The sequence below is a fragment of the Bradyrhizobium jicamae genome (assembly GCF_018130215.1).
GTDB classification, from domain to species: domain Bacteria; phylum Pseudomonadota; class Alphaproteobacteria; order Rhizobiales; family Xanthobacteraceae; genus Bradyrhizobium; species Bradyrhizobium jicamae_A.
The window spans coordinates 13933-39407 of the sequence record NZ_JAFCKQ010000018.1 but is presented as its reverse complement, the minus strand read 5'-3'; the positions used below and the strand labels follow the sequence as shown (position 1 = coordinate 39407).

The window sequence follows — 25475 nt, the reverse complement described above, 5'->3', positions numbered from 1 at the left end:
CACGGCCCGGACTCTCCGCATATGAGCAACTTGGAGGTTTAATATGAATTTGGTGAAGAGCCTAATCCTGGGCTCGGCGGCGGCGCTCGTCGCGGTCGGCGGCGCTCAGGCGGCTGATCTTCCCGTCAAGGCCAAGGCGGTCGAGTACGTGAAGATCTGCTCCCTGTATGGTCCCGGCTTCTACTACATCCCCGGCACCGACACCTGCATCAAGCTGGGCGGCTACCTGCGCGCCGACGTGCTGGCGAACACGAACTCCGTCGCCGGCCCGAACTACAACGGCGCCAACGGTGCCAACAACCGCTTCACGAACGGCTACACCTGGCGCTCGCGTGAAGACTTCAACATCGACACCCGCACGGCGACCGAATACGGCGTGGTCCGTACCTACTTCGACGCGGTGTTCACCTGGACGTCGGACACCTACGGCGCCAACACGGCTGCTCCGGGAGCAACCATCTACTCGCCGATCGGCACGGCTTCTGCGCCCGGCAATGCCAGCTCAGGCAACGTCGCCGGCGGTGCGCTCGGTGTCTACTTCGCCTTCATCCAGTTCGCCGGCTTCACCATGGGTAAGTCGGTCTCGCAGTTCGCTGCTCCCTGGACCGCCTATCCGGGCAACAACTTCGACGGTCTCGTCGGCGGCATCAACACGACCACCGGTGTCAACCAGTTCAGCTACACGGCGCAGTTCGGCAACGGCGTATCGCTGTCGCTGTCGGCTCAGGACCAGGTGGCTTACGGTCAGGCCGGCACCAACAACCTCAGTGCCGGTGGTGCTTACGGCGCCAGCGACCTGGCCGGTTCGATTGCTCCGGACCTGATCGCCGCGCTCAAGGTCGAGCAGGCCTGGGGTCTGTTCCAGGCGTCGTTTGCGGCGCATGACAACCACGCGGCCTACTACGGCGCCACCGAAGTCACCGGTCATCCGGATGACAAGTGGGGCTGGGCCGGCGCGCTGGCCTTGTCGATCAAGAACATCCCGACCGGCGCCGGCGACGTGATCAACATCCAGGGCGTCTATACGGATGGTGCGACCCGCTACAATATCCAGGACCTGGCCTCCCAGGCCGGCGCGATCGCGATCTACAGCGGCTCGAACCTGCCGGGCGCCTATGGCAGCGTTGGCTTCGGCACGGCACCCGACACGGTGTTCATTGCCGGTGGTCAGCAGCAGCTGATCCAGACCTGGGGTTTCCGCGGTGCGTACACCCACAACTGGGATCCGTACTGGAACACCAGCATCTACGGCGCCTATGCTGCGATCATGTACAACGACACGTCCAAGTCGTACATCTGCGGCGTTGGTGGCGTGGGCGGCACCTTCCGTACGGCGTTCGCCGGCGGCGCGGGCGTCACTGCCTGCAACCCCGACTACAACCTCTCGCAGATCGGTGTGATCACCCGCTGGACCCCGGTCAAGAACCTGACCTTCTCGGCAGACGTGACCTACAGCCACCTCGATCAGAAGTATGCCGGCACGATCACGACGTCGGCAGCCTCGGTCGGCAAGCCGGCCGCGGTCTACGAGCTGAAGGACCAGGACACCGTGATGCTGCTGCTGCGCGCTCAGCGCAACTGGTGAGCCGTTTGATCTGATCACGATCCAAAACAGAACCCCGGCAGGTAACTGCCGGGGTTTTTCGTTGCCTGCATGCGTGCCACGTGAGCGCGATCGGAACTGGTGGAAGCTCGAGCAGCCGCTCCGCGCGGTTTCGGATCATGCGTTGGGTCCACGCCGGTGACGAGAATTAGCCATGCGATTCATTTGCGGCCAATCTTATTTACTTAGCTGATTTACTAAACTATATAGGGCGCGGCCAACACATTGAATGATGGCTCTTAGCTTCACGCCCTCCAAACCTCCGGCAATGCCCTGCCGGAGGTTTTTGATTCCCCGATACGGCTGTGGCGGCGGCGCAACGCCGGGTCGCGGGCGACCGATTCGACGCCGTCAAGATTTGACGGAATCGACACGCAATGCATTCTCGCCGTCATGGGACGCTTCAAGGGCAGCCGCCTGGCTCGCATGAGCAGCGGCCACTACTGCTTGATACGGGATCTCGGCCTGGTGAAGGGCGGCAAGGGGCTGCGGCATCACGAGGTGATACTCGACTTCTCCTGGCGCGGCCTCCTGAGGCTGTTCTTTCCGTAGCACGGACATCCGGCGGCGTTTCGCGCCTGCCATGAGCCTGCCATGGACCAGTTCCGCCACCGCGCAACTGGACTGCCGAGCGACAATCAGTACGCTGGCTTCACCGATCGACAGCACCGCCGCGAGATGCCGGGCGTCGGCAGGGACGATGACGCGGCGTTTGGCGGCGCGCGAAACAACAGCAACAACGAGGATGGAAACGGAACTGACATGAGGGATTTTGCAGGGAAGATTGCCGTGATCACGGGCGGTGGCACGGGCATGGGGCGCGAGCTCGCGCGCCAGCTCGTCGCCGAAGGCTGCAACGTCGCGATGTGCGACGTCTCGGCCGAGGCGATGGCCGAGACCAAGCGGCTATGCGAGGTCGAGAAGCTGCCGCAGGGGCTCCGCATCACCACCCACGTCGCCGACGTCTCGATCGAGGATCACTACAAACGCTTTCGCGACGAACTGATCGAGCAGCAGGCGACCGACAAGATCCACTTGCTGTTCAACAATGCCGGCATCGGCGGTGGCGGCAGCCTGTTCACCAACACCCGCGAGCAGTGGGAGCGCACGTTCAATATCTGCTGGGGCGGCGTCTATCTCGGCGTCCGCACCTTCCTGCCGCTGCTGGTGAAGGCCGACGAGGCCCATATCATCAACACGTCGAGCGTCAACGGCTTCTGGGCCTCGGTCGGCATGGGCGTCTCGCACACCGCCTATGCGTCGGCAAAATTCGCCGTGAAGGGCTTCACCGAGGCGCTGATCAACGATCTCCGACTCAATGCCCCGCACGTCAAATGCTCGGTCGTGATGCCAGGGCATATCGGGACCTCGATCGTGTCCAATTCGCGCCTGGTGCAGAACGGATCGGACGAACTCACCGCCGATGAGCTCAAGCAGGCTCGGCAGCGCCTGCAGGGGCAGGGCGTCGACGTCGCAAAGCTGTCGGATGCCGACATCCAGAAACTCGCGCTCGACCGTGCGCGCACCTTCCTCGAGGAGGCGCCGACCACCGCGGCGGCCGCCGCCAGGATCATCCTCGGCGGCGTCAAGGCCGACCGCTGGCGTATCCTGGTCGGCGACGATGCGCACAGGCTGGACGAGCACGTGCGCAAGACCCCCGAAGAGGCCTACACGCCGGAGTTCTATCAGCGGATCGTGGCGGCAACCGGCTGGAAGATCGGCTGATCTGAGCTTCCCGCCTGACGCGTTTTCTTTGCGCGAGCCGGTGTCGACTTCGCTCGAAAGCGCTATCGCGCCACGCGCTGCCGCGGCCCTGACTGATAGGCGAGGCGGTAATGCCCTGAACAATAGGGCATGCCGCCAAGCGGGGTGTTGCCGCAGAAACAGAAATCGTCGGCGCCCGGCGTGCTGATCGGCCAGCGGCAGCGCTGCTCGTTCAATTCAAACAGCGAACAGCTGTTGCTGCTGACGATCGGCGCGTCGTCGGCTTCAGGTTCGTAGACGGCCTGCAGCATCCGGAGTTGTTGCTTCGCGGTCGCCCTCGGCGCCGTGAGCCCTGCGGATTTCCTGCGGCGCGCCCGGCGCTCGCCGGGCGTCGTGCGGGTCAGGTTGAGCCGGGAGAGCTTGCCGATCACGGCATTGCGGCTGACACCGATACTGACGGCAATGTCGCGGCAGGAGAGGCCCGATTCAAAGTAGCTCTTGAGTAGCTCGATACGCTCGGGCGTCCAGGTCGGTTGAAGAGACGTTTGGATGGCGATCATCTGACGGTTCCACGTTCTGTGTTGAACCGCCGCGTGCCGGGGCGCGCGCCGTCAGGGCGCGCGGCCGTTGTCGCGGATTGCAAGCAGCCCGTCCTTGATGGCGAGCCGAATGCCTTCCTCGATCAGTGTCCGTGCAACGCCCGGGACGCTCGTGCCGTGGGTGCCCTGTCTCACCAGCTTCTCGAGATATCCGATCGTCGAGAGCGCCAACGTGACCGGGACGCGGTCGGTTTCGGCCTTTTCCGTAGCCATGAAACAACGCTTAACTCTGAATGCGTGTACTGAAAAGTATCTATTTAGAGTCTATTTAGTAATGAGGTAGTTCGTCAAGCCGGATCGAGGTCGCAGCCGATCGTGCGCCGGGGATCAGTTCCCGGCGTGGTGCGGCAATCGGATTATCAAGCGAGAAGAAGGTCTTAAGTCCGCAGTTCAACCTTGACCGGGAACTTCTTCAGAAGCCGCTCCGCAGTCTCGGCCTTCTCGGGCGAAGCCTTGACGCTGAGATACAGCCCGCGGGACGGGTCGGTGATCGCGTCGACGCTGACCTCGCTCAGTCCCTCCAGCCTCAACAGCTCTCGCGCCGCCTCGCCGGCGGCGATCTCGCGCAGCTTGGGCTTGAAGATCTTGCCGACGGGCGTCACCGGCATCTCCGCAATCACCGACACCGCCCGCGGCCGCGCCGGCGGCTCGGGGATGTTGTCCTGCACGAAGGCGGCGAGTGCCTGCGCATCGACATGCACGCCGGGCTGCGCCGAGACGAACAGCATCGGCACCTCGCCGGCATAGGCGTCGGGACGCCCGACCGCTGCGGCCAGCGCGACGCCGGGGAACTGCAATGCTGCATCCTCGATCGCGCGCGGATCGATGTTGTGGCCGCCGCGGATGATGACGTCCTTGGCGCGGCCCATGATGTAGACGAAGCCGTCGGCGTCGATCCGGCAGATATCGCCGGTGCGCAGCCAGCCGTCGTGGAAGGCTTCCTCGGTCTGCTTGCTGTCGACGTAGCCGGCGAACACCTGCGGCCCCCTTGTCAGCAACTCGCCGATCGGCGAGGGCCACCGCCCCGTGTGCAGCCGTCCGCCTTCGAGGATCGCGAGTTCGACCAGCGGATTGCGGGTGCCGACGCTCTCCGCACGCGGCTTCACGCCGTGCACGTCATGAGTGATGGCGCCGGCAAGCTCGGTCATGCCGTAGAGCTGCTGGATGCAGGGACCGCCCCAGGTTGCAAGGTAGCGCCGCTCGATCTCCGGCGGGCAGACCGAGGCGCCGGTCGCGGTGACGCGCAGGCTCGAAATGTCGCTGCCGGCAACCGGGACGTCGGCGAGCGCGCCGAGCGTGGTCGGCACATTGCCGGCGATGTTGACGCGGTATGTCTCGACGATCTTCCAGAAATGGGTGACCAGGGCCGGATCGCGCGCGCCGGCCGGACCGGGGATGAACATCGTGGTGCCAGCGGAGAGGCAATTGGCCGTGGTGCAGAACAGGCCGCCGACATGGAACAGCGGCAGCGTGATCATCGCGCGCTCGCCGCGATGGAAGTCGAGCGCCATCCGGGAGGAGAGCGTGGAAGCGACCATCGCGCGATTGGTGAGCCGCGCCACCTTGGGATGGCCGGTGGTGCCGCCGGTCGGCAGCATCACCGCGACGCGATCGGCCTCGCGCATATCGGTCGACTGGCCGTAATCGTCGCGCCACGCCGGATCTGGTTGCAGCACCTCGCCGTCGAAGGCGATGCTGCCGTCGAGCGGCACGATCACGATGCGCTTCAGGCTCGGCACCTCGCGCTGCAGGCCCTCGATCCGCTCATAGAGCCCGCCCGGCATGCCCGGCGGCGGCGCCAGCAGCAGCTTCGCCTTGATGGCATTGAGCTGGGCGACGATGGCCTCGCGCGTGAACAGCAGATTGAGCGGCTCGGCGATGCCGCAGGCCGCCGCGCCGAAGATCGCGACCACGGTCGCAGGACAGGCCGGCAGCAGCACCGCAACCGGGTCGTCCCTGCCGATGCCTTGGGCGCGGAAATAGGTCTCGGCCGCCTTGACGCAGCCCATCAGATGATCGTTCGAGATCACGACGGGGCTCGGATCGAGCGGCGAGCGCAGATAGATCGCGGCTTCGGCGTCCGGCGCGCCCAGCGGACCGCGGGCGATGAGATCGAGGATGCGCGGGCAGGCGGCCAGCGTCTCCTGCATCTCCTTGTCGCGTGCGGCCTCGTCGGCCGGCGAAAGCCTGTCCTTCAGCATGTCCCGTCCCGTCCAGTTTTGTGTTCGTTGGGACGGAGTGTATCGAGCGGCGACTGCGAAGCACAAGTGCGGCGATTCATCACTCGGTCATTCCGGGGCGATGCGCAGCATCGAAACCGGAATGACGGGGCGGGCGATCAGCCGTGCACGACCGATTTGGCGATCATGCAGTGGATACCCTTGGAGCCGTTGACGGTCTGCGTCACCCGCAAATCTGCGGCGAGACTGCACAGCGTGTAGGCGTCCTCGCGGGAGAGATTGCGCTTCTCGCCAAGTAGCGCGATCATGTCGCGCAGCGCCCGCACCACGCATTGGTCGAGGTCGGGATCCATCGCCATCGTCATGTAATGGTCCGCCGTCTCGGCGCGCGGATAGGCGAGCTTGATGTCCTTGCGCAGGGTCAGGCGGAAGCGGCCGGTGAGCGCGGTCTCGATCGCGGTGACGCAGACCTCGCCGTCGCCCTGCACGCCATGGCCGTCGCCGCAGGAGAACAGCGCGCCCGGCACGAACACCGGCAGATAGAGCCTTGCGCCGGCGCCGAGTTCCTTGTTGTCGAGATTGCCGCCCATCGCGCGCGGGATCAGCGAGGAGATCCGGCCCCAGGCCGGTGGCGGCGCCACGCCCATCACGCCGAAGAACGGCTTCAGCGGCAGATCGAGCCCCCAGGGCATCCGGCCGACCATCCGCTCGCCATCGAGCGGGATGTTGAGGATACGCGTCTCGTGGAAATCGTCGGGCAGCGTACCGGACAGCGGCTTGATCAGGTTGTAGCCCCAGTCCTGCCGGAGGCGGACGTCGAGAATGTCGACCTCGAGCACATCGCCGGGTTCGGCGCCGGTGACGGCGATCGGACCGGTGAGGATGTGGCCGGGCACCATCCGCTCGTTCCTGGCGTGGATGTCGGCGAGTTCCGGCGGAACGTGGAATTTGGCGCGGTCGGGCACCACGTCGGGGCCGCCGCTGACCGTTTCGACCGTAACCTCGTCGCCGCTCGCGACGGTCAGAACCGGCTTCAGCCTCGCTTCAAAAAAGCCCCAATGGCAGGTTTCGGGACTGGACTTCAGGAGATGGTGGGTCATGTGACGTCTTTTGATTGCTGCCCCGGCAGCGTATGACGTGATGGCAGAACTTCCCAGAGGCTTCCCTTGTTTTTTGTACTCTCCAAGACGATCGGCATCATGCTGCTGCCGGTGAATCTCCTGATCGGTGTCGGCCTGCTCGGTGCTGCCCTGCTGCCGACGCGATTCACGGTGCTCGGGCGCAGGATGATGATTACCGCCGCCGTGATGCTTGCGGTGATCGCATTCTCGCCGGTCGGTAATCTCCTGATCTATTCGCTGGAGCAGCGCTTTCCGCCGTGGAATCCGGCGAGCGGGGCGCCAGATGGCATCATCATTCTCGGCGGTTCGATCGATCCGGATATTTCCCTCGCGCATCACACCCCGGTGGTGCGGCAGTCGGCGGATCGCCTGATCGTCGCGGCGGAGCTCGCGCGCAAATATCCGGATGCCCGCATCGTGTTCTCGGGCGGCAACGCCAATCTGGTCGCCAACGACGCCAAGGAAGGCGACTATGCGGGCGAGGTACTGGAGAGCCTTGGCGTCGCCAAATCGCGCCTGATCGTCGAGCGGCAGTCGCGCAACACGCTCGAGAACGCCGAGTTCTCCAAGGCGCTGGTTCATCCGAAGCCGGGCGAGCGCTGGTTGCTCGTCACCTCGGCCTATCACATGCCGCGCTCGGTCGGGCTGTTTCGCAAGGCGGGGTTTCCGATTGAACCCTATCCGGTCGATTGGCGCGTCGGAAAGCTCGACGAACTCTTCGTCGTCAACATGGCGATGGATGGGCTGTCGCGCACCGACATCGCCATTCGCGAATGGCTCGGGCTGGTCGCCTATCGGCTGAACGGCAAGACGGATGCCCTGTTCCCGGGGCCGGAGAAGCCTTGATGCGCGAGGTGCGTGTCGCATCCATCGGTCAATCCGGCTAACATCCAGATAACAGGCGGCTTGAAGCCGCCGACCACGGGAGCTCACGCCATGCAACAGCAGTCGCCGCCGGAACAATTCGACCTCGCCGCAATGGTGGCCGATCTCAACAGCCTGTTGCGGCTGAAGACGACGGTGATCGGCATCAAGATGTTTGCCCGCGTCGAGGACATGGCGGCGATCCCGAAGATCCGCCGCCCGACGGCGGTCCATACCACCGACCAGATCGTCAGCATGGCCTCGCGGCTCGGCTGGACGGTCGGCATCACCGCCGACGATCTGGTCGGCGCGCAATGCCGCGCGGTGATCGGGCTGGCGCCGCAGGACGAGAAGTGGCTCGCCGGCGAAAACTATGTCGGCGTGTGGCACGGCACGGCGGAGGATGCACGCAAGCGCCAGGAAGCACTCGACGTCGTGCCTTACGGCCACTACCAGGCGATGGCCGTGAGCCCCTTGACCAGCGGCCGGCTCAACCCGCCCGACATCTGCCTCGTCTACGCGACGCCGGGACAGATGATCATCCTGATCAACGGCCTTCAGTACACCGGCTACAAGAAGTTCGAATGGGGCGTGGTCGGCGAGACCGCGTGCGCCGATTCGTGGGGGCGGGCGCTGAAGACCGGAGAGCCCAGCCTGTCGCTGCCGTGCTTCGCCGAGCGCCGGTATGGCGGCGTGCCTGACGAGGAGATGCTGATGGCGTTGCTGCCGGCCCATCTCGCCAAGGCCATTGCCGGCATGAAGCAGCTTGCCAAGAACGGGCTGCGTTATCCGATCGCGCCCTATGGCATCCAGGCCGACGTGCGCGCGGGCATGGGCGTGTCCTACGGGAAGAAATAACGGCAGCTAATTGCGGCAAGAAATAGCGGATTGCCTCGCCGCGCGCGCGGTGACAAAAGGGACCAAAATCGCCTTCCAGGAAAGCTCGATCATGTCCTCGTCGAAATTCGACATCGTCATCTATGGCGCCACCGGCTTCACCGGCCAGCTCGTCGCCGAATACATCGCCGCGCAGTACAAGGGCGACAAGGCGCTGAGATGGGCGATGGCGGGGCGCAGCAAGGACAAGCTCGCCGCGGTGCGTGACGCCGTCGGCGCGCCGGCCGATACGCCGCTGATCGTCGCCGATGCAGGCAATGTCGCGTCGCTGAAGGCGATGGCGGCGCAGGCCAGGTCGGTGATCTCCACGGTCGGCCCGTACCAGCTCTACGGCAACGAGTTGATCGCCGCCTGCGTCGAGGCCGGCACCGACTATCTCGATCTCTGCGGCGAGCCGGTGTGGATGCGCCAGATGATCGACAGGCACGAGGCGGCCGCCAAGGCGAGCGGCGCGCGCATCGTGTTCTCCTGCGGCTTCGATTCGGTGCCATTCGAGCTCGGCACCTTCTTCGTCCAGCAGGAGGCCCGGCGCGTGTTCGGCGCGATGGCACCGCGCGTCAAGGGCCGGGTGCGCGACATGCGCGGCACCCTGTCCGGCGGCACCGCGGCGAGCGCCAAGGCGACCTTCGACGCCGTTGCCAAGGATCTCAGCCTCGTTGCCATTCTCAACAACCCGTTCGCGCTGACGCCGGGCTTCGAGGGCGCAAAGCAGCCGCGCGGCAACAAGCCGGCCTACGAGGACGACCTGCAATCCTGGGCGGCTCCGTTCATGATGGCGCTGATCAACACCCGCAACGTGCACCGCTCGAACATGCTGATGGGCTTCCCGTACGGCCGCGACTTCGTCTACGACGAGATGGTGCTGACCGGTCCCGGCGAGCGGGGCGAGGCGATCGCAAAGCGCGTGATGGCCGCAAATGCCGAGAAGACCGGGCCGGGCGCACCGAAGCCCGGCGAAGGGCCGTCGAAGGAAGAGCGCGAGAACGGGCTCTACGATCTGCTCTACGTCGCTGTTGCCCCCGACGGCCGCGAGGTCCGCGCGGCGATCAAGGGCGATCGCGATCCCGGCTACGGATCGACCTCGAAGATGATCTCCGAATGCGCGATCTGTCTGCTCCGCGACACGCCTGACGTGGCGGCCGGCTTCTGGACCCCGGGAGCTGCGATGCAGGACAAGCTGATCAAGCGGCTGGTCGACAATGCCGGGCTGACGTTCGAGGTCGTGAGGTAACCCCTTCACCTCGCCCCGCCTGTGGGGAGAGGTCGGATCGCATCGTCAGATGCGATCCGGGTGAGGGGGTACGGTCCGTCCAAGGGGATTGCTCGTGGTGAGGTCCCGCAACCCTTTCCCCGCAAGGGCGGTGAAAGGGGGGAGGATCGCGGACTACGCCGCCGCGCGGGGATCGTAGGCGTACATGAAATCCATCCCCTTCGAGGACAGCGGCAGCAGCAGCTTGAGCATGTGATCGCGGATCCAGGCGCCGGTCGGACTGAACTCGCGCTTGCTGTTGCCGTTGCGGCGGGCGATCGCCACGATCTTCTCGGCGCGCGGGCGCCGCTCATGCTCGAAGGCCTGGAACGTCAAGGCGAGCTCCTGGCCGTCGCGCATCAGGATCCCGAGCCGCATCGCGTCCTCCAGTGCCAGCGACGCGCCCTGTCCGGCATGCGGGCTGGTGGCGTGGGCCGCATCGCCGATCAGCAGGGTGCGCTTGCGTGACCAGGTCGGCAGCGTCGCGACGTCGAGCGTGTCGGTCACCCCGATGTTCTCGGCGGCCTCGATGATCGCTGGAATCGGATCGTGCCATCCGGCGTGGAAGCGCTTCAGATGCTGCCTCATCGTCTCCTGGCCCATGACGCGGTAGGCCGCCGCGGTCATCCCGTGCGAGGGCTGCGTGCTCCACCACATCGCGCCGTCGTCCGGATCCGGGCTGCAGAGGCCGTAGCCGAAGAAGCCGCTTTGCCCGAACGTGCTCTCCACACGCCTGCCGATCGGCAGCTTCTCGATCACGGCGCGTGGCACGAAGCCGCCGAAGCCGATCAACCCGGTGTCGAACGGCGTCGGTCCGTCCGGGATCACATGACGCCGCGTCGCCGAGTGCACCCCGTCGGCGCCGATCACCAGATCGCCCTCGGCGGTGGTGCCGTCGGCAAAATAGGCGATCACGGGCTGGTCGCCGCGGTCCTCGATCTTGACCAGCCGCTTCTCGAAGAACACCGAGACGCTGGAGGACCAGGCCTTGTCGAGCAGGGTCTCGTTCAGCATCGCCCGGCACATGTTCACCGCGGGCTGGCCGAAGCGCTGCTGCATGTTGCGATTGAGCGAGCCGAGCTTCTTGCCGTCCTGCGAATAGAAGTCGAAGGATTCGGCGATCGAGCCTCGGCGGATCAGGTCGTCGGCGAGGCCGAGCTCGGCGAGCACGTGCATGCCGTTCGGTGCGATCTGAAGGCCGCCGCCGATGCCCTTGGAGTATGGCCAGGCCTCATAGAGCTCGGCCTCGATGCCGGCGCGCTTCATGAACATCGCCGTCACCGGACCTGCGATACCAGCGCCGATGATCAGGGCTTTACGGGGACGTTTCGTCATGCCTTGCTCCGTGCATGTGTCTAGGTTAGGAAAGGTCATTCGCTAATAATCTTAGTGACTAAGATATATAGCTGGTAAGATACAGGAGCGGCTTTGTCAAGCAAGACGTCGCGCGCGGCGCTGATGCAGGAACTCGAGGAGGCGATGCGGCGGTCGTCGGCGCAGGGGGTGATGTACGGCCAAGCCGTTGCAAACGTGGCGGGAATCTCCAACTCCGACATGGACTGCATGGACTTCCTCAATCTCGAGGGGCGCGTGACCGCGGGCCGGCTTGCGGAAGTCACGGGACTGACCACCGGTGCCATCACAGGGGTGATCGATCGTCTGGAGAAGGCGGGCTACGTGCGCCGCGAGCGCGATGAAAGCGACCGGCGCAAGGTCTTCATATCGGTGGTGGAGGAGAAGGCGGCCGAGATCGGCAAGTTCTACGTGCCGATGCAGGCGGCGATGCACAAGTTGTGGAGCGGCTATACCGACGAGGAGTTGCGCCTGCTGCTGCGCTTCGCCAATGACGGCTACAAGGGCGTGCTGGAGGCGACGGAAGCGCTGAAGGGAGTGATCGACACGCCGCCCGAGAAGCGGGTCCCTCTCAAATCGCCGAAGTCCCGGCGTTGACGGGCGGTGCCGCTGCGGCACGGAAGCGCTCCGCCGCCGCATACATGCCCCACATCGTGCCCAGCATCATCCAGAAATGGCGCCAGTGGTCGGTGTCGATGATGAAACTTTCGCCGACGGTGCCGAGGAAGGCCGAGAATAGCGCGAGGTAGGCGCGCTGCCACGGCACGCGCAGGAAGACGTAGCGGAAGCCGACGATTGCGCTGACGAAGACCAGCGCCGGATAGCAGATGCCCGAGATCCAGCCGCCCGACATGAAGGCGTTGAGGAATGAATTGTGGGTGTCTTCGGGAAAGTAGGTGTGGAATTGCAGCGGCCCGATGCCGAACGGCATCTCGAGCGCCATTTGCGCGCCGAGGATGTGGCGACCGAACCGGCCGAAGCGGCCCTCGTCATAGCTCTGGTCGAAGCTCGCGCGCTGCTTGAACATCTCCGCGACCGTGTCGATCGAGAGCAGCACCGCAACCAGCGCAACCGCGAGCACGGCGGCGGTCAGCGCCATCACGATGATGCGCGAGCGCTGCGCCTGCGAGCGGCTGGTCAGCACCATCAGCAGCAGCATGAAGGCCGCGGTGATGACGAGGCCGCCCCAGGCGGCACGGGAGAACGACAACAGAATCGCTAGCGAGATGATGCCGAAGGCGATCGCATTGCGAAACGCCTTGCCGAAGCGATCGGAAACGACGCTCTGCAGCGCGAACAGCGCCGGCAGGATCAGGAACGCGCCGAGCACGTTCGGATCCTTGAAGGTGCCGCGGGCGCGGTCATACAGCGTCAGCAACTCGTAGCCGCCGGGCACCAGATGGAAATAGCCCGCGATGCCGGAAACCGATGCGATCATCGCACCGACGATCAGGCCCCGGCGCAGCATGTCGAGGCGCGCCTCGGTATCATCAGACATCACCATGGCGAAGAAGATGACGGTGATCGCCATGTACCAGGAGGTGAAGACCCAGTTCACCACCTCCGGCTTGTCGAGGAACGGCACGGAGCCGATGCTGTATCCGACATTGAGCACGATCAGCGAGAACAGGAGCGGGATGAACACCAGCCGCATCCGCACTCCCGTGGCGAAGAACAGGATGCAGGAGATCAGCGTGACGAGTTCGTAAGGGCTCGGCTCGACGAAGACGATGGCGCAGGACGCGCCGGCGAGCCACAACAGCCCCCGTTGCAGCGCCAGCACGCCGGGCGGCGCCGTGATCGGCGGGTGGGATATCCCGGCTGTCGCCGCATAGGCCATCAGATACTCACGCAACCCAAGGCTACAACTTGCTTCCCCCCGTCATTGCGAGGAGTGCAATCCCGAGGAGCTCAATAGGCGTTCTCGTTCTTGGTCAGCAGCGAGGACGGCGTCTTGAGCAGAATGTAGAGGTCGAACAGCACCGACCAGTTCTCGATGTAGTAGAGATCGAACTCGACACGCTTCTGGATCTTCTCGTCGGTGTCGACCTCGCCGCGCCAGCCGTTGATCTGCGCCCAGCCGGTGATGCCTGGCCGGACGCGGTGACGGGCGAAATAGCCGTCGACGGCCTCGTCGAACAGACGGTTCGCGAGCTTGCCCTGCACGGCGTGCGGGCGCGGACCGACCAGGGAGAGATTGCCCTTCAGAACCACATTGAACAGCTGCGGAAGCTCGTCGAGCGAGCTCTTGCGGATGAGGCGGCCGACGCGGGTGACACGCGGGTCGTTCTTGGTGACGACCTTCGCGGCAGTCGGATCGGCCTGATGGTGATAGAGCGAGCGGAACTTGTAGACATCGATCCGCTCGTTGTTGAAGCCGAAGCGCTTCTGGCGGAACAGTACCGGGCCCGGGCTGTCGAGCTTCACCGCGAGCGCGACCAGCCCCATCACGGGAAGGGCGGCGAGCAGGATCAGGCCGCCGACGACGCGGTCGAACAGCCATTTCATCACCAGGTCCCAGTCGGTGATCGGCGCCTCGAACACGTCGAGCGTCGGCACCTCGCCGAGATAGGAATAGGAGCGGGGCCGGAAGCGCAGCCGGTTGGTGTGCGCCGACAGGCGGATGTCGACCGGCAGCACCCACAGCTTTTTCAGCATCTCGAGGATGCGCGTTTCCGCCGAGATCGGCAGCGCGAACAGCACGAGGTCGATGCGGGTACGGCGGGCGAATTCGACGACGTCGTCGACCTTGCCGAGCTTCGGGCTGCCGGCGCAGGTCTCCATCGAGCGGCTGTCGTTGCGGTCGTCGAACACGCCGAGCACGTGGATGTCCGAATCCTCTTGCGTCTTGAGCGCTTCGACCAGTTGCTCGCCGTCCTGATCGGCGCCGACGATGATTGTGCGGCGGTCGAGCCGGCCGTCGCGCGCCCAGGCGCGCACCATCGTGCGCAAGGCGAGACGTCCGATGATCAGGACTGCGATGCCGACGAAGAAGAACGACGACAGCCAGAGCCGCGACACCTCGCCGCCAAGCTTGAACAGGAAGGAGACGCCGATGAACAGCAGGAACACCAACGACCAGGACGAGATCATCAGCGTCATCTGGCGGAGCTGGCCGCGGAACACCTGAACCTGGTAGATGTCGGCGGCCTGGAAGCAGACCACCGCGGCCAGGGACATGCCGGCGATTGCTCCGATGTATTCCCAGTGGAAGCCGGCCTGCGGCTTCACATAGGCAAGGTAGATACCGACGCCGATCAGGCTGAGCAGCACAAAGTCGGCGACACGGACCGCGCCGGCGATCACGATCGGCGAGTAGGCAGCGCGAACTTTCTGGTTGGTGACGGCGAGCGCAGCCGGCGACAGGCGGCGGCGGCGCTCGACCTGCGGCTGGTCGGCCTGCTGGTGACCGATCGTTGCCGAAGCAGCGGCATCCAGCATCGAGCGTGCGTTGAGCGGTTCCACGTGTGTCCACGTCCATTCCTGCGCATGCAGATAGGCATGCGAGTGCAGGGCGAAATTCCCCCAGGGCGGGAGATAGCGGGACAATTCGGAAGAAACGGTTACGCGTGCAAAAAATGGTTAACGTTTGGCAAACGCGTCGCGATAGCCGCCCAGCACGCCCTCGACCATCGCTCCCTGCGAGAAATGCTGCGAGATGCGTTCACGGAGCCTGGCGGCCCGGGCCGCGGTGACTGCGGGATTGTCGAGTGCAGCCTTGATGGCGTCGGCCATCGCGGCCGCGTTGCTCGGCGCGAACAGCGCGTCGGTGTTGACGTCGAAGATTTCCGGGATGCCTCCGACATTGGCGGCAATCATGGGAACACCGGCGGCGGCCGCCTCGATCACCACGTAAGGCATCGAATCGCCGCGTGACGGCACCACCAGCAGGCGGCCCTTGGAGAAGCCGTAACGCGCCTTGACGTGACCGATGAAGCGAACCGCGTCGTCGAGCGCCAGCCGCTTGACCTGCGCCTTCAGCTTCTCGGTTTCCTCGCCATCGCCGCCCAGCGTCAGCGTCACCGGCTTGCCGTCGCCGCGCAGCTTCGCCACCGCGTCGATCAGCAGGTCGGCGCCCTTGATGTGCCTGAACTCGCCGACATAGGCGATGTCGGTGGCGTCGTCGGCCGTGGGCACAGGCTCGAATTCGTCGGAAGTCACACCGTTGAACACGCAGTGCACCAGCCCGCTCGGCACGCCGACGGTTCGCTGATAGGTGTTGCGAGCGAACGCGCTCTCGAACAGGAACAGATCGGTGCTGTCCTTCAGCGTGCGCTCGAGCTGGCTGTAGAACCGGCCCTTCATCGTTTCGAGCGGGTAGTGCAGCGAGCCGCCATGCGGCGTATAGACCCGAATCGTCTTCTTCGAGCGGGGCCGCAGGCGGACATAGGCGCCGGCCTTGGCGCCGTGGCCGTGCAGCACGTCCGGCTTCATCTGCCAGATCAGGCGCACGATATGTCCCCAGACCGCGGCATCGGCGAAACGCGGCTCGCGTCGGATCGCGACGCGGTGCACGCCGAGCTTGAGGCGCGGCGCGATCTCGGCGAGCGCCGCGTCGGCGCGGGTGCCGCCCGTGAGGCTGTCGGCGACGATGCCGACATGATGACCGCGCTCGATCTGGCCATTGGCGACGTCGAGGATGTGACGGAAGATTCCGCCGACCGGCGCGCGGACGACGTGCAGGATGCGGAGCGGCTGGTCCTGATTCTGCGCTTGCGCCATCGATCAGAACCAGCGCCCGCCGACGAACGCGGTGTCGGCGCCGAGCTTGTCGCCGGCATCCAGATGGTAGGCGCTGTCGCCTGGCGCGGGCTCGGCATTGGCGACAGGCGCAGCGTAGGGCAGACCGTAGGCAAGGCCGGGATCGACGGCGAACGGCGTGGTCCGGCCCATGCAGCCCGACAAGCCGAGTGCAGCGATCAGGTCGACGATGACGGTGCGCGTGCCGCGCATTGCAAGGAATCCTGGAAGATATCAGCCTCGATTAACGGCACTCATGGTTAACAAAGGATGACGGCGTCCGTGCTGCTACGGATGTCTTGCGCGTTGGCAGCGCAGGATTAACCCAGCGGCAACCTTAATGGAGTGTGATCACCCCGGTTGTGGTGGAGTCGCGGCGTCCGCGGGAGAATGCAATGCGCTTTGCGTTGTGGCGTAAGCTTGGGGAAAAGACCGTCGCGCAACGGGCGCTGCCGAAATCGGCACCCGTTGTCGCGGAGGCATTTGCCGAGCCCGTTCCCGCCAAGGCGGTTGCATCATCCGGAGCGGCCGATCTCGATCTGAGCTCGCTTGGCAGCGCGTTACGGCGCAAGCGGGGCTGGATCATCGTTCCCACCATCCTGGTGTTCGCGCTGTCGCTGGCCGCGGTCAATGTCGTCACTCCGCGCTACAAGTCCGAAGCGCGCATCCTGGTCGATAATCGCGAGAACGCCTTCCTGCGGCCGAACGGCGAGCGCGATCAGGAGCGCACCTCGATGGATGCCGAGGCTGTCACCAGCCAGGTGCAGCTGTTGCTGTCGCGCGACCTCGCCCGCGATATCATCAAGAAGAACAAGCTCGCCGAGCTTCCGGAGTTCGATCCGGTGCTGCGGGGCTTCTCGCCGTTGAAATCCCTGCTGGCGCTGTTCGGCATCGGCCGTGATCCGTTCTCGCTGACCCCGGAAGAACGGGTGCTCGATGCCTATTATGACCGCCTGCAGGCCTACGCGGTCGACAAGTCGCGCGTCATCGTCATCGAATTCCAGTCGCAGGATCCCGACCTTGCCGCGCGTGTGACCAATTCGATCGCAGACGGCTATCTCGTGCTGCAGCAGGCGGCGCGGCAGGATCAGGCCAAGGCCGCCAGCGCCTGGCTGGCGGGCGAGATCGACAATCTGCGCAAGAAGGTGTCGGAGGCCGAATCGCGAGCCGAGGATTTCCGCTCGAAGTCGAGCCTGTTCATGGGCACCAACAACACCACGCTGTCCAACCAGCAGATGGGTGAGCTGAACACGCAGCTCAACAACGCCCGTGCGCTGAAGGCGGACGCCGAGACCAAGGCACGGCTGATCCGGGAGATGCTCCAGAGCGGCAAGCCGATCGAGGCCTCGGAAGTGCTCAATTCCGAGCTGATCCGCAGGCTCGCCGAGCAGCGCGGCACGCTGCGCGCGCAGCTCGCCGAACAATCCTCGACCTTGCTGGACAATCATCCTCGCATCAAGGAGCTGAAGGCGCAGGTCGCGGATCTCGACCGCCAGTTGCGCGAGGAAGCGGCGAAAATCTCGCGCTCGCTGGAGAATGACGCCCGTGTCGCCGGCGGCCGGGTCGACGCATTGTCCGCGAGCCTCGATCAGGTGAAGAAGCAGGCCTCGTCGAGCAACGGCCAGGACGTGCAGCTGCGGGCGCTGGAGCGCGAGGCCAAGGCGCAGCGCGACCTGCTTGAAACCTATCTTGCCAAATATCGCGAGGCGACCGCCCGCGAGAACATCGAGGCGGCACCGACCGACGGCCGCATCATCTCGCGCGCCTCCGTCTCGAACACGCCGGCCTATCCGAAGAAGCTGCCGATCGTGCTGATCGCAACCCTGGCGACGCTCTTGCTGTCGTCGGGAATCATCATCACCGGCGAGCTGCTGCGCATCTCTGCACCGTCAGCGGTCGCCCGTGCTTTCGCACCGGTTGCGGCAACGGTCCGCCGACGCGAACCTGTGATGGAGACCATGGTCGCGAACGAGCCGGAGCCGGAACCGGAGCTGATGCCCGAGCCGGAACTGGCGCCCGAGCCGGAGCTGATGTCCGAGCCGGCACTGACGCCGGAGCCTGTGGTTGCGCGCGAACCGGCCGTCAGCGCGCCGCCGCTGGCGCCTGCGCCGCCGGCCGACGAGATCGAAGAGCTTGCGACGCGCCTCGTCGGGGCCGGTGCCGCCGCCCACAAGATCACGATCCTCGGCACCGCTGATGGCGAGAGTGTCACGCTGACCGCGCTGGCGCTGGCCCGCCTGATGGCGCGTCAGGCCAAGGTCGTGTTGATCGATCTCGTCGCGTCGTCACCGGCGCTGACGGCGGCCTCGGTCGATCCGGCCGCGCCGGGGCTCGCCGAGCTGATGGAGGGTGACGCCTCGTTTGCGCAGATCATCACCAAGGACCGGCTCTCGCGCGTGCAGCTGGTCAGCGCGGGACGTCCCGGCTTCGACCGCGCACATCTGCAGTCGCCGCGGCTGACACTCGCGATCGATGCCTTGCTCAGGGTCTACGACCACGTGCTGCTCGACGCCGGCTCGGCCGTCGACCTGCCGGCGGAGCTCTTGACCGCCGGAGCGCAGGCCGTGGTCGTGCCGGACGCCGCGATGGCGCAGGATGCGCGCCTGCTGATGGTCGATCAGCTCAGGGCCGCGGGCTTCTCCGAGGTGACGATGCTGACCAAGCCGTCCGTAAAGCCGGATACCGTCGTGCCGGGCCCGCGGGGCGTGGCCGCCTGACCCGTCCCGCGAGCAAATGCCACTCAGTGCGCCATAACCGGCTCACGCGCGCTCCGCTCGAGCAATGGATCGATCCGCAGCCTGATCGCGACGAGCGCGCCGATCAGGCCCATCAGGGCGAGCAGCAGCAGCCCGGCTGTGAATCCGCCGGTCAGATCCTTCAGATATCCCATCGCGAAGGGACCGGCGAAGCCCGACAGATTGCCGAGCGAATTGATGGCGGCGATTCCGGCGGCGGCCGAGGCGCCGGTCAGCATGCCCGCCGGCATCGGCCAGAACATCGGCGGTACTGCTGAGACGCCGATCTGGGCGAGGCAGAGCAGGCCCACGATCAACACCGGGCTCGACACCAGCCCGGCGAGGCCGATTCCGACAGCGGCCAGGATCAGCGCCCCGGCGACGTGCATCTTTCGCTCGCCGGTGTGGTCGGAATGCCTGCCGAGCAGCACCATGCCGATCGCGCCGAATACGAAGGGGAGCGCCGCGATCAGTCCGGTCTGGGTGTCCGTGACGCCGAACGCCTTGATGATGGTGGGAAGGAAGAATGCGACGCCGTAACTCGCCGCGTTGAGGCAGAAATACACCACCGCGCAGGCGAGGATGCGCAGGTCGGTCAGCGCCTGGAGCACCGAAATATGCTCGTGATCCACCGTTCGCTTCCGCTCCAGTTCGAGCGTGCTCTGAACCCAGTTGATCTCGTCCGGTTGCAGCCAATGGGCCTGGCGCGGGAAGTCGGGCAGGAAGATCAGGACGGCGAAGCCGACCAGGATCGACGGCAGCGCTTCGCAGATGAACAGCCATTGCCAGCCTTGCAGGCTCAGCCCCGACAGGTTGAGCAGCAGTCCCGAGATCGGCGACCCGACGATGCTCGAGATCGGGATCGCCAGCATGAACAGGCTGATGACGCGGGCCCGATACACCGCCGGGAACCACAGCGTCAGATAAAATATGATGCCTGGAAAGAAGCCGGCCTCGCAGGCGCCGAGCAGCAGACGGAGGAAATAGAAGATCCATTCGCTCGACAGGCCGCTCGCCGCCGACATCGACGGGATGAAGGCAAATGCCGCAGAGACGATGCCCCAGCTGATCATGATGCGCGCGATCCAGCGCCGCGCGCCGAAACGCTCCAGCAGGATGTTGGAGGGCACTTCGAAGAAGAAGTATCCGATGAAGAAGAGGCCGGCACCGAGCCCGTACGCGGCTTCGCTCAGTCCGAGCGATTCGTTCATGTGCAGCTTGGCGAAGCCGACATTGACGCGATCGAGATAGGCTACGAAGTAACACAGGATGAGAAACGGGATCAGCCGCCGCATGATCTTTCCGATTGCGCGCTTCTCGACATCATCAATCATCGTTCCCATCCCTCATATTGTCATTGGCCCGGATTGTCGTTTGCCCGGATTTTCATTTGCCCGGCTTGTCATTGGCCGGGCGCGCGGCGAGACGGCGTCGTCGGCGGCCGCACGCATGCAGCCGACGGTACCGCTCGCTTGCCCTTGCAAGCAACGCGTTCATTGTTGTGTAATCGAGGGACCGGTGACTAATGGCATTTGGGAATGCAGCCATGGCGAAATGGTCATGGTGCATCGCGGCATGACGGCCGGAACCTTGCCGGGCAACGGCAAGGATCATGCTCAGACGACGAGAGCAGAAGGGCCGTGATCAGGGATCTCAAATTACGTCAGCTCCGCCTCCTGGTCGCGCTCGACAGCGAGCGCAAGCTGCAACTGGCTGCGGAGCGCCTGAACATTACCCAATCTGCGGCATCGAAGATGCTGGCCGAGATCGAGGCCCTGGCGCGGGTTCCGCTGTTCGAGCGCACGGCACGCGGCGTCGAGCCAACCGCCTACGGTGCGATCCTGGTCCGGGGCGGCAAGAGCGTGCTGGCCGACCTTGATCAGGTAACCGACGAATTCGCCGGCTACCGGTCGGGCGAACTCGGCACGGTCTCCGTCGGAACTGTGGCCAAAGCCTGCGAAGACCTCGTCATCGACGTCATCCAGTATCTCGGCAAGAAGCTTGACCGGGTCAATATCTCGCTGGATGTCAGCACCAGCCCGCCGCTCGTCGAGCGTCTGCTCGCGCTGGAGTTCGATTTTGTCGTCGCCCGGATTCCCGCCGACGTCGACCCGCGTCAATTCGACTATCACGAGATCGGGGCTGAGGAGGCCGCGCTGCTCGTTCGTGCCGAGCATCCATTGGGCTGCCGCGAGATTGTCGATCTCGAGGAGATGGCCGACCAGCAGTGGATTTGCCAGCCGCGAGAATCCTTCATGCGCCAGGCGCTGGAGCGCCTGTTCTACAGCCGTGGCGTCACACCGCCTCGCCGCATCATCAACACCGAGTCGTTTCTCGCATCGGTCGGCATCGCGGCGGGGATCGACGCCATCGTGCCGGTCCCGATGCTGGTTTTCGATTTGGTCGATCCGCAGCGCTTCCGGAGACTGCGCATTCGAGACCGGCTGATGCTGGAGAGCTACGGCCTGATCAAGCTCCGGAAACGAAGGCTGTCGCCCGCCGCCTCGCTGGTGTTCGACGCAATGATGCGGCTCGGCGTGCCGAACGGGCGGGATGCATCGAGCGAGCAGGCCTGAGGCGTCAGCGGAACATGCTGCGCAGATTCTGCGCGATCTCGAGCAGGGCCGCGTTGTGCTTGACCGCGCGCTTGGTGCGATTGAGGCTCGACATGGTGCTGGCGGCCAACCGTCCGCGCAGGCTGAGCGGGATGAAGCTGTCGAAGATCGCCTCATCATCCTTGCAGAATAGCCGCTTGTACTCGTCCGCCCCGATGCCGAGATCGAACGCGCGGTAGTTCTCGCCGGCATGGCGATCGATCATGTCGCGCATCAGGATCAGGCCGGGACTGTATTTCGAGTTGCCCGACATCGTGTAGGTGTTGAACATCATCGAGAAGCGATGGCCGTCGGCGACGCCGGCGAAGATCGCGATCACTTCCTCGTCGCACTCCAGCGCATGGATGTCGATGACATGGCGGGGGCCGTCGCCGAGCGGCGTCAGGCAGGCGGCACGGATGAACTGCTCGACGCCGGGCTCGGCGAACACGTCCGGCAGCTTCTGCTCGGCCATCCGCTGCGGCTTGACGCGGAAGAACCAGTCGAGCAGCCGGCTGATGTCGGCGCTCTCGGTCGCGATGTAATAGCGGAAGCCGGGCAGCAGCTGCAACTTGCGTGCCTTGCCCTTCAGCCGGCTGCGGAACGAATTGCTGATCAATGTCGCGGGCGCCGCGCCCGGCTCCATCACCAGCAGCGGGCAATCGTTTACCGAGGGCTGGTGCGGCAGCAGCGCCAGCGGGTTCGGCTGGTCCTGCCAGCGCAGCGGCTGCTGATGCAGCGCCAGCGCATCGACGCGCGAGCGCTCGGCGATCAAGCCGACCAGTGCGGAAAGGTCCGCTTCGGTGGCGTTGGCAGCAAAGTCCTTGTCGCACAGCGCCATGTTGAAGGTTGCGTGCTTGCCGCCCATGAAGCTCGCGCGCTGCGCGCCCCAACCGGATTCGATCGCGAGCGGCAGCAGCAGTAGCGGCCGGCGTTCGCTGTCGTGAGCGACGACGATGAACGGGCGCAGACGCTCGCGCTCGCCGACCTGGCGTTGCCAGGCGGCAAGGAAGTCGAAGCGCTGATAGGGCGTGAAGGAATGGGTGGATGTCTCGAAGCCGCGCCAGATCGCCTCGGCTGCGGAGAGATCATGGAAGATGTCGACGCCGGCGATGCGGCGAGCTGTCGTTGGCCATGCCCGTGCATCGGCCGTCTGGCCTTCGATCGCCGCAGCCATGGTCATCTCAGAACCCATTTTGTAAGATTTTGTTTACAGTTCCCCGCGGGGCGACCTTCGCAGGGAAATGTCAACAAAAAGTAATAACAATGCCGCGTCGGGGGTCGTGGGAACCGCCGGGCGGGGCGGGACGGTGGCGTCGGACAACAGGTTTTTGCGGCGGGCGCAGATCGAGTTCGCCTATTTCAGTGGCGCATTCCTCCTGAAGCAGCGCGAGGCCGGCGGCGCCGGCGCGATCCTGCGCTTCGAGCGGGTTCGGCCGCCCGCGAGCGCGCGGTTCCAGCCGCTGAGGTCCGGCGAGATCACGCCAAAATTCCTTGATCGTGCGATCGGCGCGCTGAAGCGCTGGAACTACGATATCGTCGGCATCGACGAGGCGTGCCGGCGCGCCGTGACGCTGCCGGAGCGGCGGCGCTTTGTCTGCCTGACCTTCGATAGCGGTGCGAAGGATTTCATCACCCACGCCTATCCCGTGCTGGCGCGGCATGGCGTTTCCGCCACCCTGTACCTGTCGACGGCCTTTCCCGACGGCGTGGGGGAGGCCTGGTGGCTGGCGCTGGAGGACGTCATCGGCCGCGAAAGCCGCATCAGCCTGATGATCGACGGCGCCGAGCGGCATTTCGTGGTTTCGGAGCTCTCGGACAAATACGAGCTGTTCGACTATCTGTTCGCCTGGATGCGCAAGCTGCCGCCTCCGGACCTCTCGCTCGCCATCAACGACCTCTGCAGGCGCTATGCCGTCGATCTCGCCGGGCTGTCGCGCAGCGCGTCGCTGGACTGGGCCGATCTGGCGAAACTCGCTGGCGATCCGAGGCTCACGTTCGGCTGCGCCACCGTGAACTATCCCGCGCTGTCGAATCTCAGGGACGCGGACGCGCGGCGCGAGATGAAGATGGGGAAGGCGGTCGCCGAGAGTGCGTTCCGCCGCGATGTGAGCCACTTCGCGTTTCCGTTCGGCGACCGCGGCTCTTTCCGCCGCCAGCACGTGGTGATGGCGGAGGAAGCCGGCTTTGCCAGCGCGGTGTCCACATTGCCAGGCATCGTCGGAGCGCAGGGACGCACCAACCTCCACGCGCTGCCGCGCATCGCCTGGGACGGCCGCGTTCGCTCGCTGCGGGTGATGCGGGTGCTGCTTTCGGGCGTCATGTTCGCGCCGGTGCAGCCAACACGCAGCGCGCGAAACTGAGCTGTAATTGCCCCGGATCGGCAGGCCTGGCGTGCGAGCGTCGCGCGCAATGCGATGTGAGCCGTCGGTCCGTTACAATCAGCCCGCAGCGCGGTCGGGCCGTGACATCCAGGCGACGATCGGCATTGCCGGCAGCACCCAGCCGAGGCCGGCCACGACATAGAAGATCGCCTGGAGCCAACCGGAATTGGCGAGCCACGGCGTCTGTGCCACCGTCATGCCGAGCAGCGACCACACCAGCACCAGGATCAGCAGGGCGATGGTTCCGAGCAGTTTGCGGGTACGTATGGCCATGGCGGATATGTGCGACTCGTGATCTCGGCGGAGCTTGCGTGGCTGATAGGTCGGACTATAAGGGGCGCGAAAATCCAATCAAGTCAGGGCGAAATGGCCGGTCTTTCCGCTAGCACCACCCAGTACCGCGCGGTCAGGATATGGCTGATGTCGGTTGCCGCGCTGATTGCGCTGATGGTGCTGGTTGGCGGCGCCACGCGGCTCACCGAATCCGGCCTGTCGATCGTGGAATGGAAGCCCGTCACAGGTGCGCTGCCGCCGCTGACCGAAGCGCAGTGGACCCAGGCATTCGAGGGCTACAAGGCGATCCCGCAATATCGCGAGCTCAACGCCGGGATGACGCTCGGCGAATTCAAGACGATCTTCTGGTGGGAATGGAGCCACCGGCTGCTCGGCCGCTTCATCGGCGTCGCCTATCTGCTGCCGTTTCTTTACTTCCTCTGGCGCGGTGGGATGAGCGGCGAGTTGAAGCGGCGGCTGTGGCTGATCTTCGCCCTTGGCGGACTGCAAGGCGCCGTCGGCTGGTGGATGGTGGCCTCGGGACTGTCGGAGCGCGTCGAGGTGTCGCAGTATCGGCTTGCGACGCACCTCGTGCTGGCGCTCCTGATTTTCGCCGCGATCGTCTGGACGCTGCGCCGTTTGACGGAGCGTCCGCCTGCGGTCGCGACGATCAGGCTGAAGCTCACGAGCGCGGTGCTGCTGGTGCTCACCTTCGTGCAACTCTATTTCGGCGCGCTGGTCGCGGGCCTGCGCGCGGGCCGGGTGTTCAATACCTGGCCCGAAATCGACGGAGCGTTCGTTCCGTCCGCCGACCGGCTGTGGTTCGAGACGCCGTGGTGGCGCAATCTGTTCGACAATACGCTGACCGTGCAGTTCGAGCATCGCATGACCGCCTATCTGCTGTTCGCACTGGCGATCGCGCACGCGATCGACGCAGTGCGTTCGCGCGCCGAAGGCTCCGTGGTCGCGGGCGCCTGGTGGCTGGTCGGGGCGATCACAGTCCAGGCGACGCTCGGAATCCTCACACTGCTGCATCAGGTGCCGATCGATCTGGCGCTGACGCACCAGGCGGTCGCGATCGCGGTATTGACGCTTGCCGTCCTGCAGGCCGAGCGGCTCGCCGCGCGCCGGACCGCACGGGACCAGCCGAAGCTGGTTCCGGTCGGCCAGCCCGGCTGA

Annotated in this window: 24 protein-coding genes; 12 read left to right on the top strand and 12 right to left on the bottom strand. The window is 65.2% G+C overall.

Annotated features, from left to right (window positions below; all coding sequences use genetic code 11):
- The first annotated feature begins 43 nt into the window (after positions 1 to 43).
- The 3 genes from JQ586_RS20280 (at position 44) to JQ586_RS20270 (ending at position 3328) form a co-directional block, all read left to right on the top strand.
- On the top strand, positions 44 to 1585 hold the full coding sequence (locus tag JQ586_RS20280) for a porin (protein WP_212396376.1): 1542 nt from the start codon (positions 44 to 46) through the stop codon (positions 1583 to 1585).
- 411 nt (positions 1586 to 1996) lie between these two features.
- Entirely contained in the window at positions 1997 to 2155 is a 159-nt protein-coding gene (locus JQ586_RS20275) for a hypothetical protein (RefSeq protein WP_212396471.1), read from the top strand.
- 210 nt (positions 2156 to 2365) lie between these two features.
- Positions 2366 to 3328 (top strand): SDR family NAD(P)-dependent oxidoreductase, encoded by a 963-nt coding sequence (locus tag JQ586_RS20270; RefSeq protein WP_212396459.1) that lies wholly within the window; start codon positions 2366 to 2368, stop codon positions 3326 to 3328.
- 62 nt (positions 3329 to 3390) lie between these two features.
- On the opposite strand, the gene JQ586_RS20265 is transcribed toward JQ586_RS20270, so the two are convergent.
- The 4 genes from JQ586_RS20265 to JQ586_RS20250 form a co-directional block, all read right to left on the bottom strand.
- The gene (locus JQ586_RS20265) at positions 3391 to 3867 is read right to left on the bottom strand and encodes a GcrA family cell cycle regulator (protein ID WP_212396375.1); all 477 of its coding nucleotides are present in this window, start codon (positions 3865 to 3867) and stop codon (positions 3391 to 3393) included.
- 51 nt (positions 3868 to 3918) lie between these two features.
- The gene (locus tag JQ586_RS20260) at positions 3919 to 4119 is read right to left on the bottom strand and encodes a hypothetical protein (protein WP_066514059.1); all 201 of its coding nucleotides are present in this window, start codon (positions 4117 to 4119) and stop codon (positions 3919 to 3921) included.
- Between the two features lie 164 nt (positions 4120 to 4283).
- Entirely contained in the window at positions 4284 to 6107 is a 1824-nt protein-coding gene (locus JQ586_RS20255; RefSeq protein WP_212396374.1) for an AMP-binding protein, read from the bottom strand.
- 137 nt (positions 6108 to 6244) lie between these two features.
- A complete protein-coding gene (locus JQ586_RS20250; RefSeq protein ID WP_212396373.1) occupies positions 6245 to 7186 on the bottom strand; it encodes an acetamidase/formamidase family protein in 942 nt (313 codons plus the stop codon).
- A 66-nt stretch (positions 7187 to 7252) separates the two neighbouring features.
- Here JQ586_RS20250 and JQ586_RS20245 point away from each other — a divergent pair, with 66 nt between their 5' ends.
- The 3 genes from JQ586_RS20245 to JQ586_RS20235 all read left to right on the top strand — a co-directional run bounded on the left by JQ586_RS20245 (position 7253) and on the right by JQ586_RS20235 (position 10199).
- Entirely contained in the window at positions 7253 to 8053 is an 801-nt protein-coding gene (locus JQ586_RS20245) for a YdcF family protein (RefSeq protein ID WP_212396372.1), read from the top strand.
- 90 nt (positions 8054 to 8143) lie between these two features.
- Positions 8144 to 8929 carry a DUF169 domain-containing protein gene (locus JQ586_RS20240; RefSeq protein ID WP_212396371.1) on the top strand — a complete coding sequence of 262 codons (786 nt, stop codon included), beginning with the start codon at positions 8144 to 8146 and terminating at the stop codon, positions 8927 to 8929.
- 91 nt (positions 8930 to 9020) lie between these two features.
- Complete coding sequence (locus JQ586_RS20235; RefSeq protein ID WP_212396370.1) at positions 9021 to 10199, top strand: trans-acting enoyl reductase family protein; 1179 nt, start codon at positions 9021 to 9023, stop codon at positions 10197 to 10199.
- Positions 10200 to 10352: 153 nt separating this feature from the next.
- Here JQ586_RS20235 and JQ586_RS20230 read toward each other — a convergent pair whose 3' ends face one another.
- Positions 10353 to 11552: an NAD(P)/FAD-dependent oxidoreductase gene (locus JQ586_RS20230; RefSeq protein ID WP_212396369.1), complete on the bottom strand. Its 1200-nt coding sequence runs from the start codon at positions 11550 to 11552 to the stop codon at positions 10353 to 10355.
- Between the two features lie 144 nt (positions 11553 to 11696).
- Between JQ586_RS20230 and JQ586_RS20225 the strand changes: the two genes are divergently transcribed.
- Positions 11697 to 12167, top strand: a complete 471-nt coding sequence (locus JQ586_RS20225) for a MarR family winged helix-turn-helix transcriptional regulator (protein WP_212396458.1) — start codon at positions 11697 to 11699, stop codon at positions 12165 to 12167.
- Here JQ586_RS20225 and JQ586_RS20220 read toward each other — a convergent pair.
- From JQ586_RS20220 to JQ586_RS20205, 4 genes are all read right to left on the bottom strand, one after another.
- Entirely contained in the window at positions 12142 to 13410 is a 1269-nt protein-coding gene (locus JQ586_RS20220; protein WP_212396368.1) for an O-antigen ligase, read from the bottom strand. The genes JQ586_RS20225 and JQ586_RS20220 overlap by 26 nt on opposite strands.
- 71 nt (positions 13411 to 13481) lie before the next feature.
- On the bottom strand, positions 13482 to 15035 hold the full coding sequence (locus JQ586_RS20215; protein WP_212396367.1) for an undecaprenyl-phosphate glucose phosphotransferase: 1554 nt from the start codon (positions 15033 to 15035) through the stop codon (positions 13482 to 13484).
- Between the two features lie 117 nt (positions 15036 to 15152).
- The gene (locus JQ586_RS20210; RefSeq protein ID WP_212396366.1) at positions 15153 to 16292 is read right to left on the bottom strand and encodes a glycosyltransferase family 4 protein; all 1140 of its coding nucleotides are present in this window, start codon (positions 16290 to 16292) and stop codon (positions 15153 to 15155) included.
- Between the two features lie 3 nt (positions 16293 to 16295).
- Positions 16296 to 16523, bottom strand: coding sequence for a hypothetical protein (locus tag JQ586_RS20205; protein ID WP_212396365.1), 228 nt, complete (start codon positions 16521 to 16523; stop codon positions 16296 to 16298).
- A gap of 182 nt (positions 16524 to 16705) precedes the next feature.
- Here JQ586_RS20205 and JQ586_RS20200 point away from each other — a divergent pair, with 182 nt between their 5' ends.
- Positions 16706 to 19027 (top strand): exopolysaccharide transport family protein, encoded by a 2322-nt coding sequence (locus JQ586_RS20200; protein ID WP_212396364.1) that lies wholly within the window; start codon positions 16706 to 16708, stop codon positions 19025 to 19027.
- A 23-nt stretch (positions 19028 to 19050) separates the two neighbouring features.
- Here the strand turns inward: JQ586_RS20200 and JQ586_RS20195 are convergent, their stop codons facing one another.
- Positions 19051 to 20340, bottom strand: coding sequence for an MFS transporter (locus JQ586_RS20195; protein WP_249147824.1), 1290 nt, complete (start codon positions 20338 to 20340; stop codon positions 19051 to 19053).
- Between JQ586_RS20195 and JQ586_RS20190 the strand changes: the two genes are divergently transcribed.
- Together JQ586_RS20190 and JQ586_RS20185 are read left to right on the top strand one after the other, a co-directional pair.
- Positions 20339 to 20689: a hypothetical protein gene (locus JQ586_RS20190; RefSeq protein ID WP_212396470.1), complete on the top strand. Its 351-nt coding sequence runs from the start codon at positions 20339 to 20341 to the stop codon at positions 20687 to 20689. The genes JQ586_RS20195 and JQ586_RS20190 overlap by 2 nt on opposite strands.
- Entirely contained in the window at positions 20686 to 21621 is a 936-nt protein-coding gene (locus tag JQ586_RS20185) for a LysR family transcriptional regulator (RefSeq protein ID WP_212396362.1), read from the top strand. Before JQ586_RS20190 ends, JQ586_RS20185 begins: the two co-directional genes overlap by 4 nt.
- Before the next feature lie 4 nt (positions 21622 to 21625).
- Here the strand turns inward: JQ586_RS20185 and JQ586_RS20180 are convergent, their stop codons facing one another.
- On the bottom strand, positions 21626 to 22822 hold the full coding sequence (locus tag JQ586_RS20180; protein ID WP_212396361.1) for a GNAT family N-acetyltransferase: 1197 nt from the start codon (positions 22820 to 22822) through the stop codon (positions 21626 to 21628).
- 127 nt (positions 22823 to 22949) lie between these two features.
- Between JQ586_RS20180 and JQ586_RS20175 the strand changes: the two genes are divergently transcribed.
- Complete coding sequence (locus JQ586_RS20175) at positions 22950 to 24002, top strand: polysaccharide deacetylase family protein (protein WP_212396360.1); 1053 nt, start codon at positions 22950 to 22952, stop codon at positions 24000 to 24002.
- 78 nt (positions 24003 to 24080) lie between these two features.
- On the opposite strand, the gene JQ586_RS20170 is transcribed toward JQ586_RS20175, so the two are convergent.
- On the bottom strand, positions 24081 to 24296 hold the full coding sequence (locus JQ586_RS20170) for a DUF2842 domain-containing protein (RefSeq protein ID WP_212396359.1): 216 nt from the start codon (positions 24294 to 24296) through the stop codon (positions 24081 to 24083).
- 93 nt (positions 24297 to 24389) lie between these two features.
- Here JQ586_RS20170 and JQ586_RS20165 point away from each other — a divergent pair, with 93 nt between their 5' ends.
- The gene (locus tag JQ586_RS20165; protein ID WP_212396358.1) at positions 24390 to 25475 is read left to right on the top strand and encodes a COX15/CtaA family protein; all 1086 of its coding nucleotides are present in this window, start codon (positions 24390 to 24392) and stop codon (positions 25473 to 25475) included.

Bases quoted from the DNA above. Each gene is read 5' to 3' on its own strand.
- JQ586_RS20280 (WP_212396376.1), top strand. From the start codon at position 44: ATGAATTTGGTGAAGAGCCTAATCCTGGGCTCGGCGGCGGCGCTCGTC.
- JQ586_RS20180 (WP_212396361.1), bottom strand. From the start codon at position 22,822: ATGACCATGGCTGCGGCGATCGAAGGCCAGACGGCCGATGCACGGGCA.
- JQ586_RS20270 (WP_212396459.1), top strand. From the start codon at position 2,366: ATGAGGGATTTTGCAGGGAAGATTGCCGTGATCACGGGCGGTGGCACG.
- JQ586_RS20205 (WP_212396365.1), bottom strand. From the start codon at position 16,523: ATGCGCGGCACGCGCACCGTCATCGTCGACCTGATCGCTGCACTCGGC.
- JQ586_RS20230 (WP_212396369.1), bottom strand. From the start codon at position 11,552: ATGACGAAACGTCCCCGTAAAGCCCTGATCATCGGCGCTGGTATCGCA.
- JQ586_RS20265 (WP_212396375.1), bottom strand. From the start codon at position 3,867: ATGATCGCCATCCAAACGTCTCTTCAACCGACCTGGACGCCCGAGCGT.
- JQ586_RS20165 (WP_212396358.1), top strand. From the start codon at position 24,390: ATGGCCGGTCTTTCCGCTAGCACCACCCAGTACCGCGCGGTCAGGATA.
- JQ586_RS20210 (WP_212396366.1), bottom strand. From the start codon at position 16,292: ATGGCGCAAGCGCAGAATCAGGACCAGCCGCTCCGCATCCTGCACGTC.
- JQ586_RS20220 (WP_212396368.1), bottom strand. From the start codon at position 13,410: ATGGCCTATGCGGCGACAGCCGGGATATCCCACCCGCCGATCACGGCG.
- JQ586_RS20240 (WP_212396371.1), top strand. From the start codon at position 8,144: ATGCAACAGCAGTCGCCGCCGGAACAATTCGACCTCGCCGCAATGGTG.
- JQ586_RS20200 (WP_212396364.1), top strand. From the start codon at position 16,706: ATGCGCTTTGCGTTGTGGCGTAAGCTTGGGGAAAAGACCGTCGCGCAA.
- JQ586_RS20255 (WP_212396374.1), bottom strand. From the start codon at position 6,107: ATGCTGAAGGACAGGCTTTCGCCGGCCGACGAGGCCGCACGCGACAAG.
- JQ586_RS20260 (WP_066514059.1), bottom strand. From the start codon at position 4,119: ATGGCTACGGAAAAGGCCGAAACCGACCGCGTCCCGGTCACGTTGGCG.
- JQ586_RS20190 (WP_212396470.1), top strand. From the start codon at position 20,339: ATGATCTTTCCGATTGCGCGCTTCTCGACATCATCAATCATCGTTCCC.
- JQ586_RS20225 (WP_212396458.1), top strand. From the start codon at position 11,697: ATGCGGCGGTCGTCGGCGCAGGGGGTGATGTACGGCCAAGCCGTTGCA.
- JQ586_RS20170 (WP_212396359.1), bottom strand. From the start codon at position 24,296: ATGGCCATACGTACCCGCAAACTGCTCGGAACCATCGCCCTGCTGATC.
- JQ586_RS20250 (WP_212396373.1), bottom strand. From the start codon at position 7,186: ATGACCCACCATCTCCTGAAGTCCAGTCCCGAAACCTGCCATTGGGGC.
- JQ586_RS20195 (WP_249147824.1), bottom strand. From the start codon at position 20,340: ATGCGGCGGCTGATCCCGTTTCTCATCCTGTGTTACTTCGTAGCCTAT.
- JQ586_RS20235 (WP_212396370.1), top strand. From the start codon at position 9,021: ATGTCCTCGTCGAAATTCGACATCGTCATCTATGGCGCCACCGGCTTC.
- JQ586_RS20275 (WP_212396471.1), top strand. From the start codon at position 1,997: ATGGGACGCTTCAAGGGCAGCCGCCTGGCTCGCATGAGCAGCGGCCAC.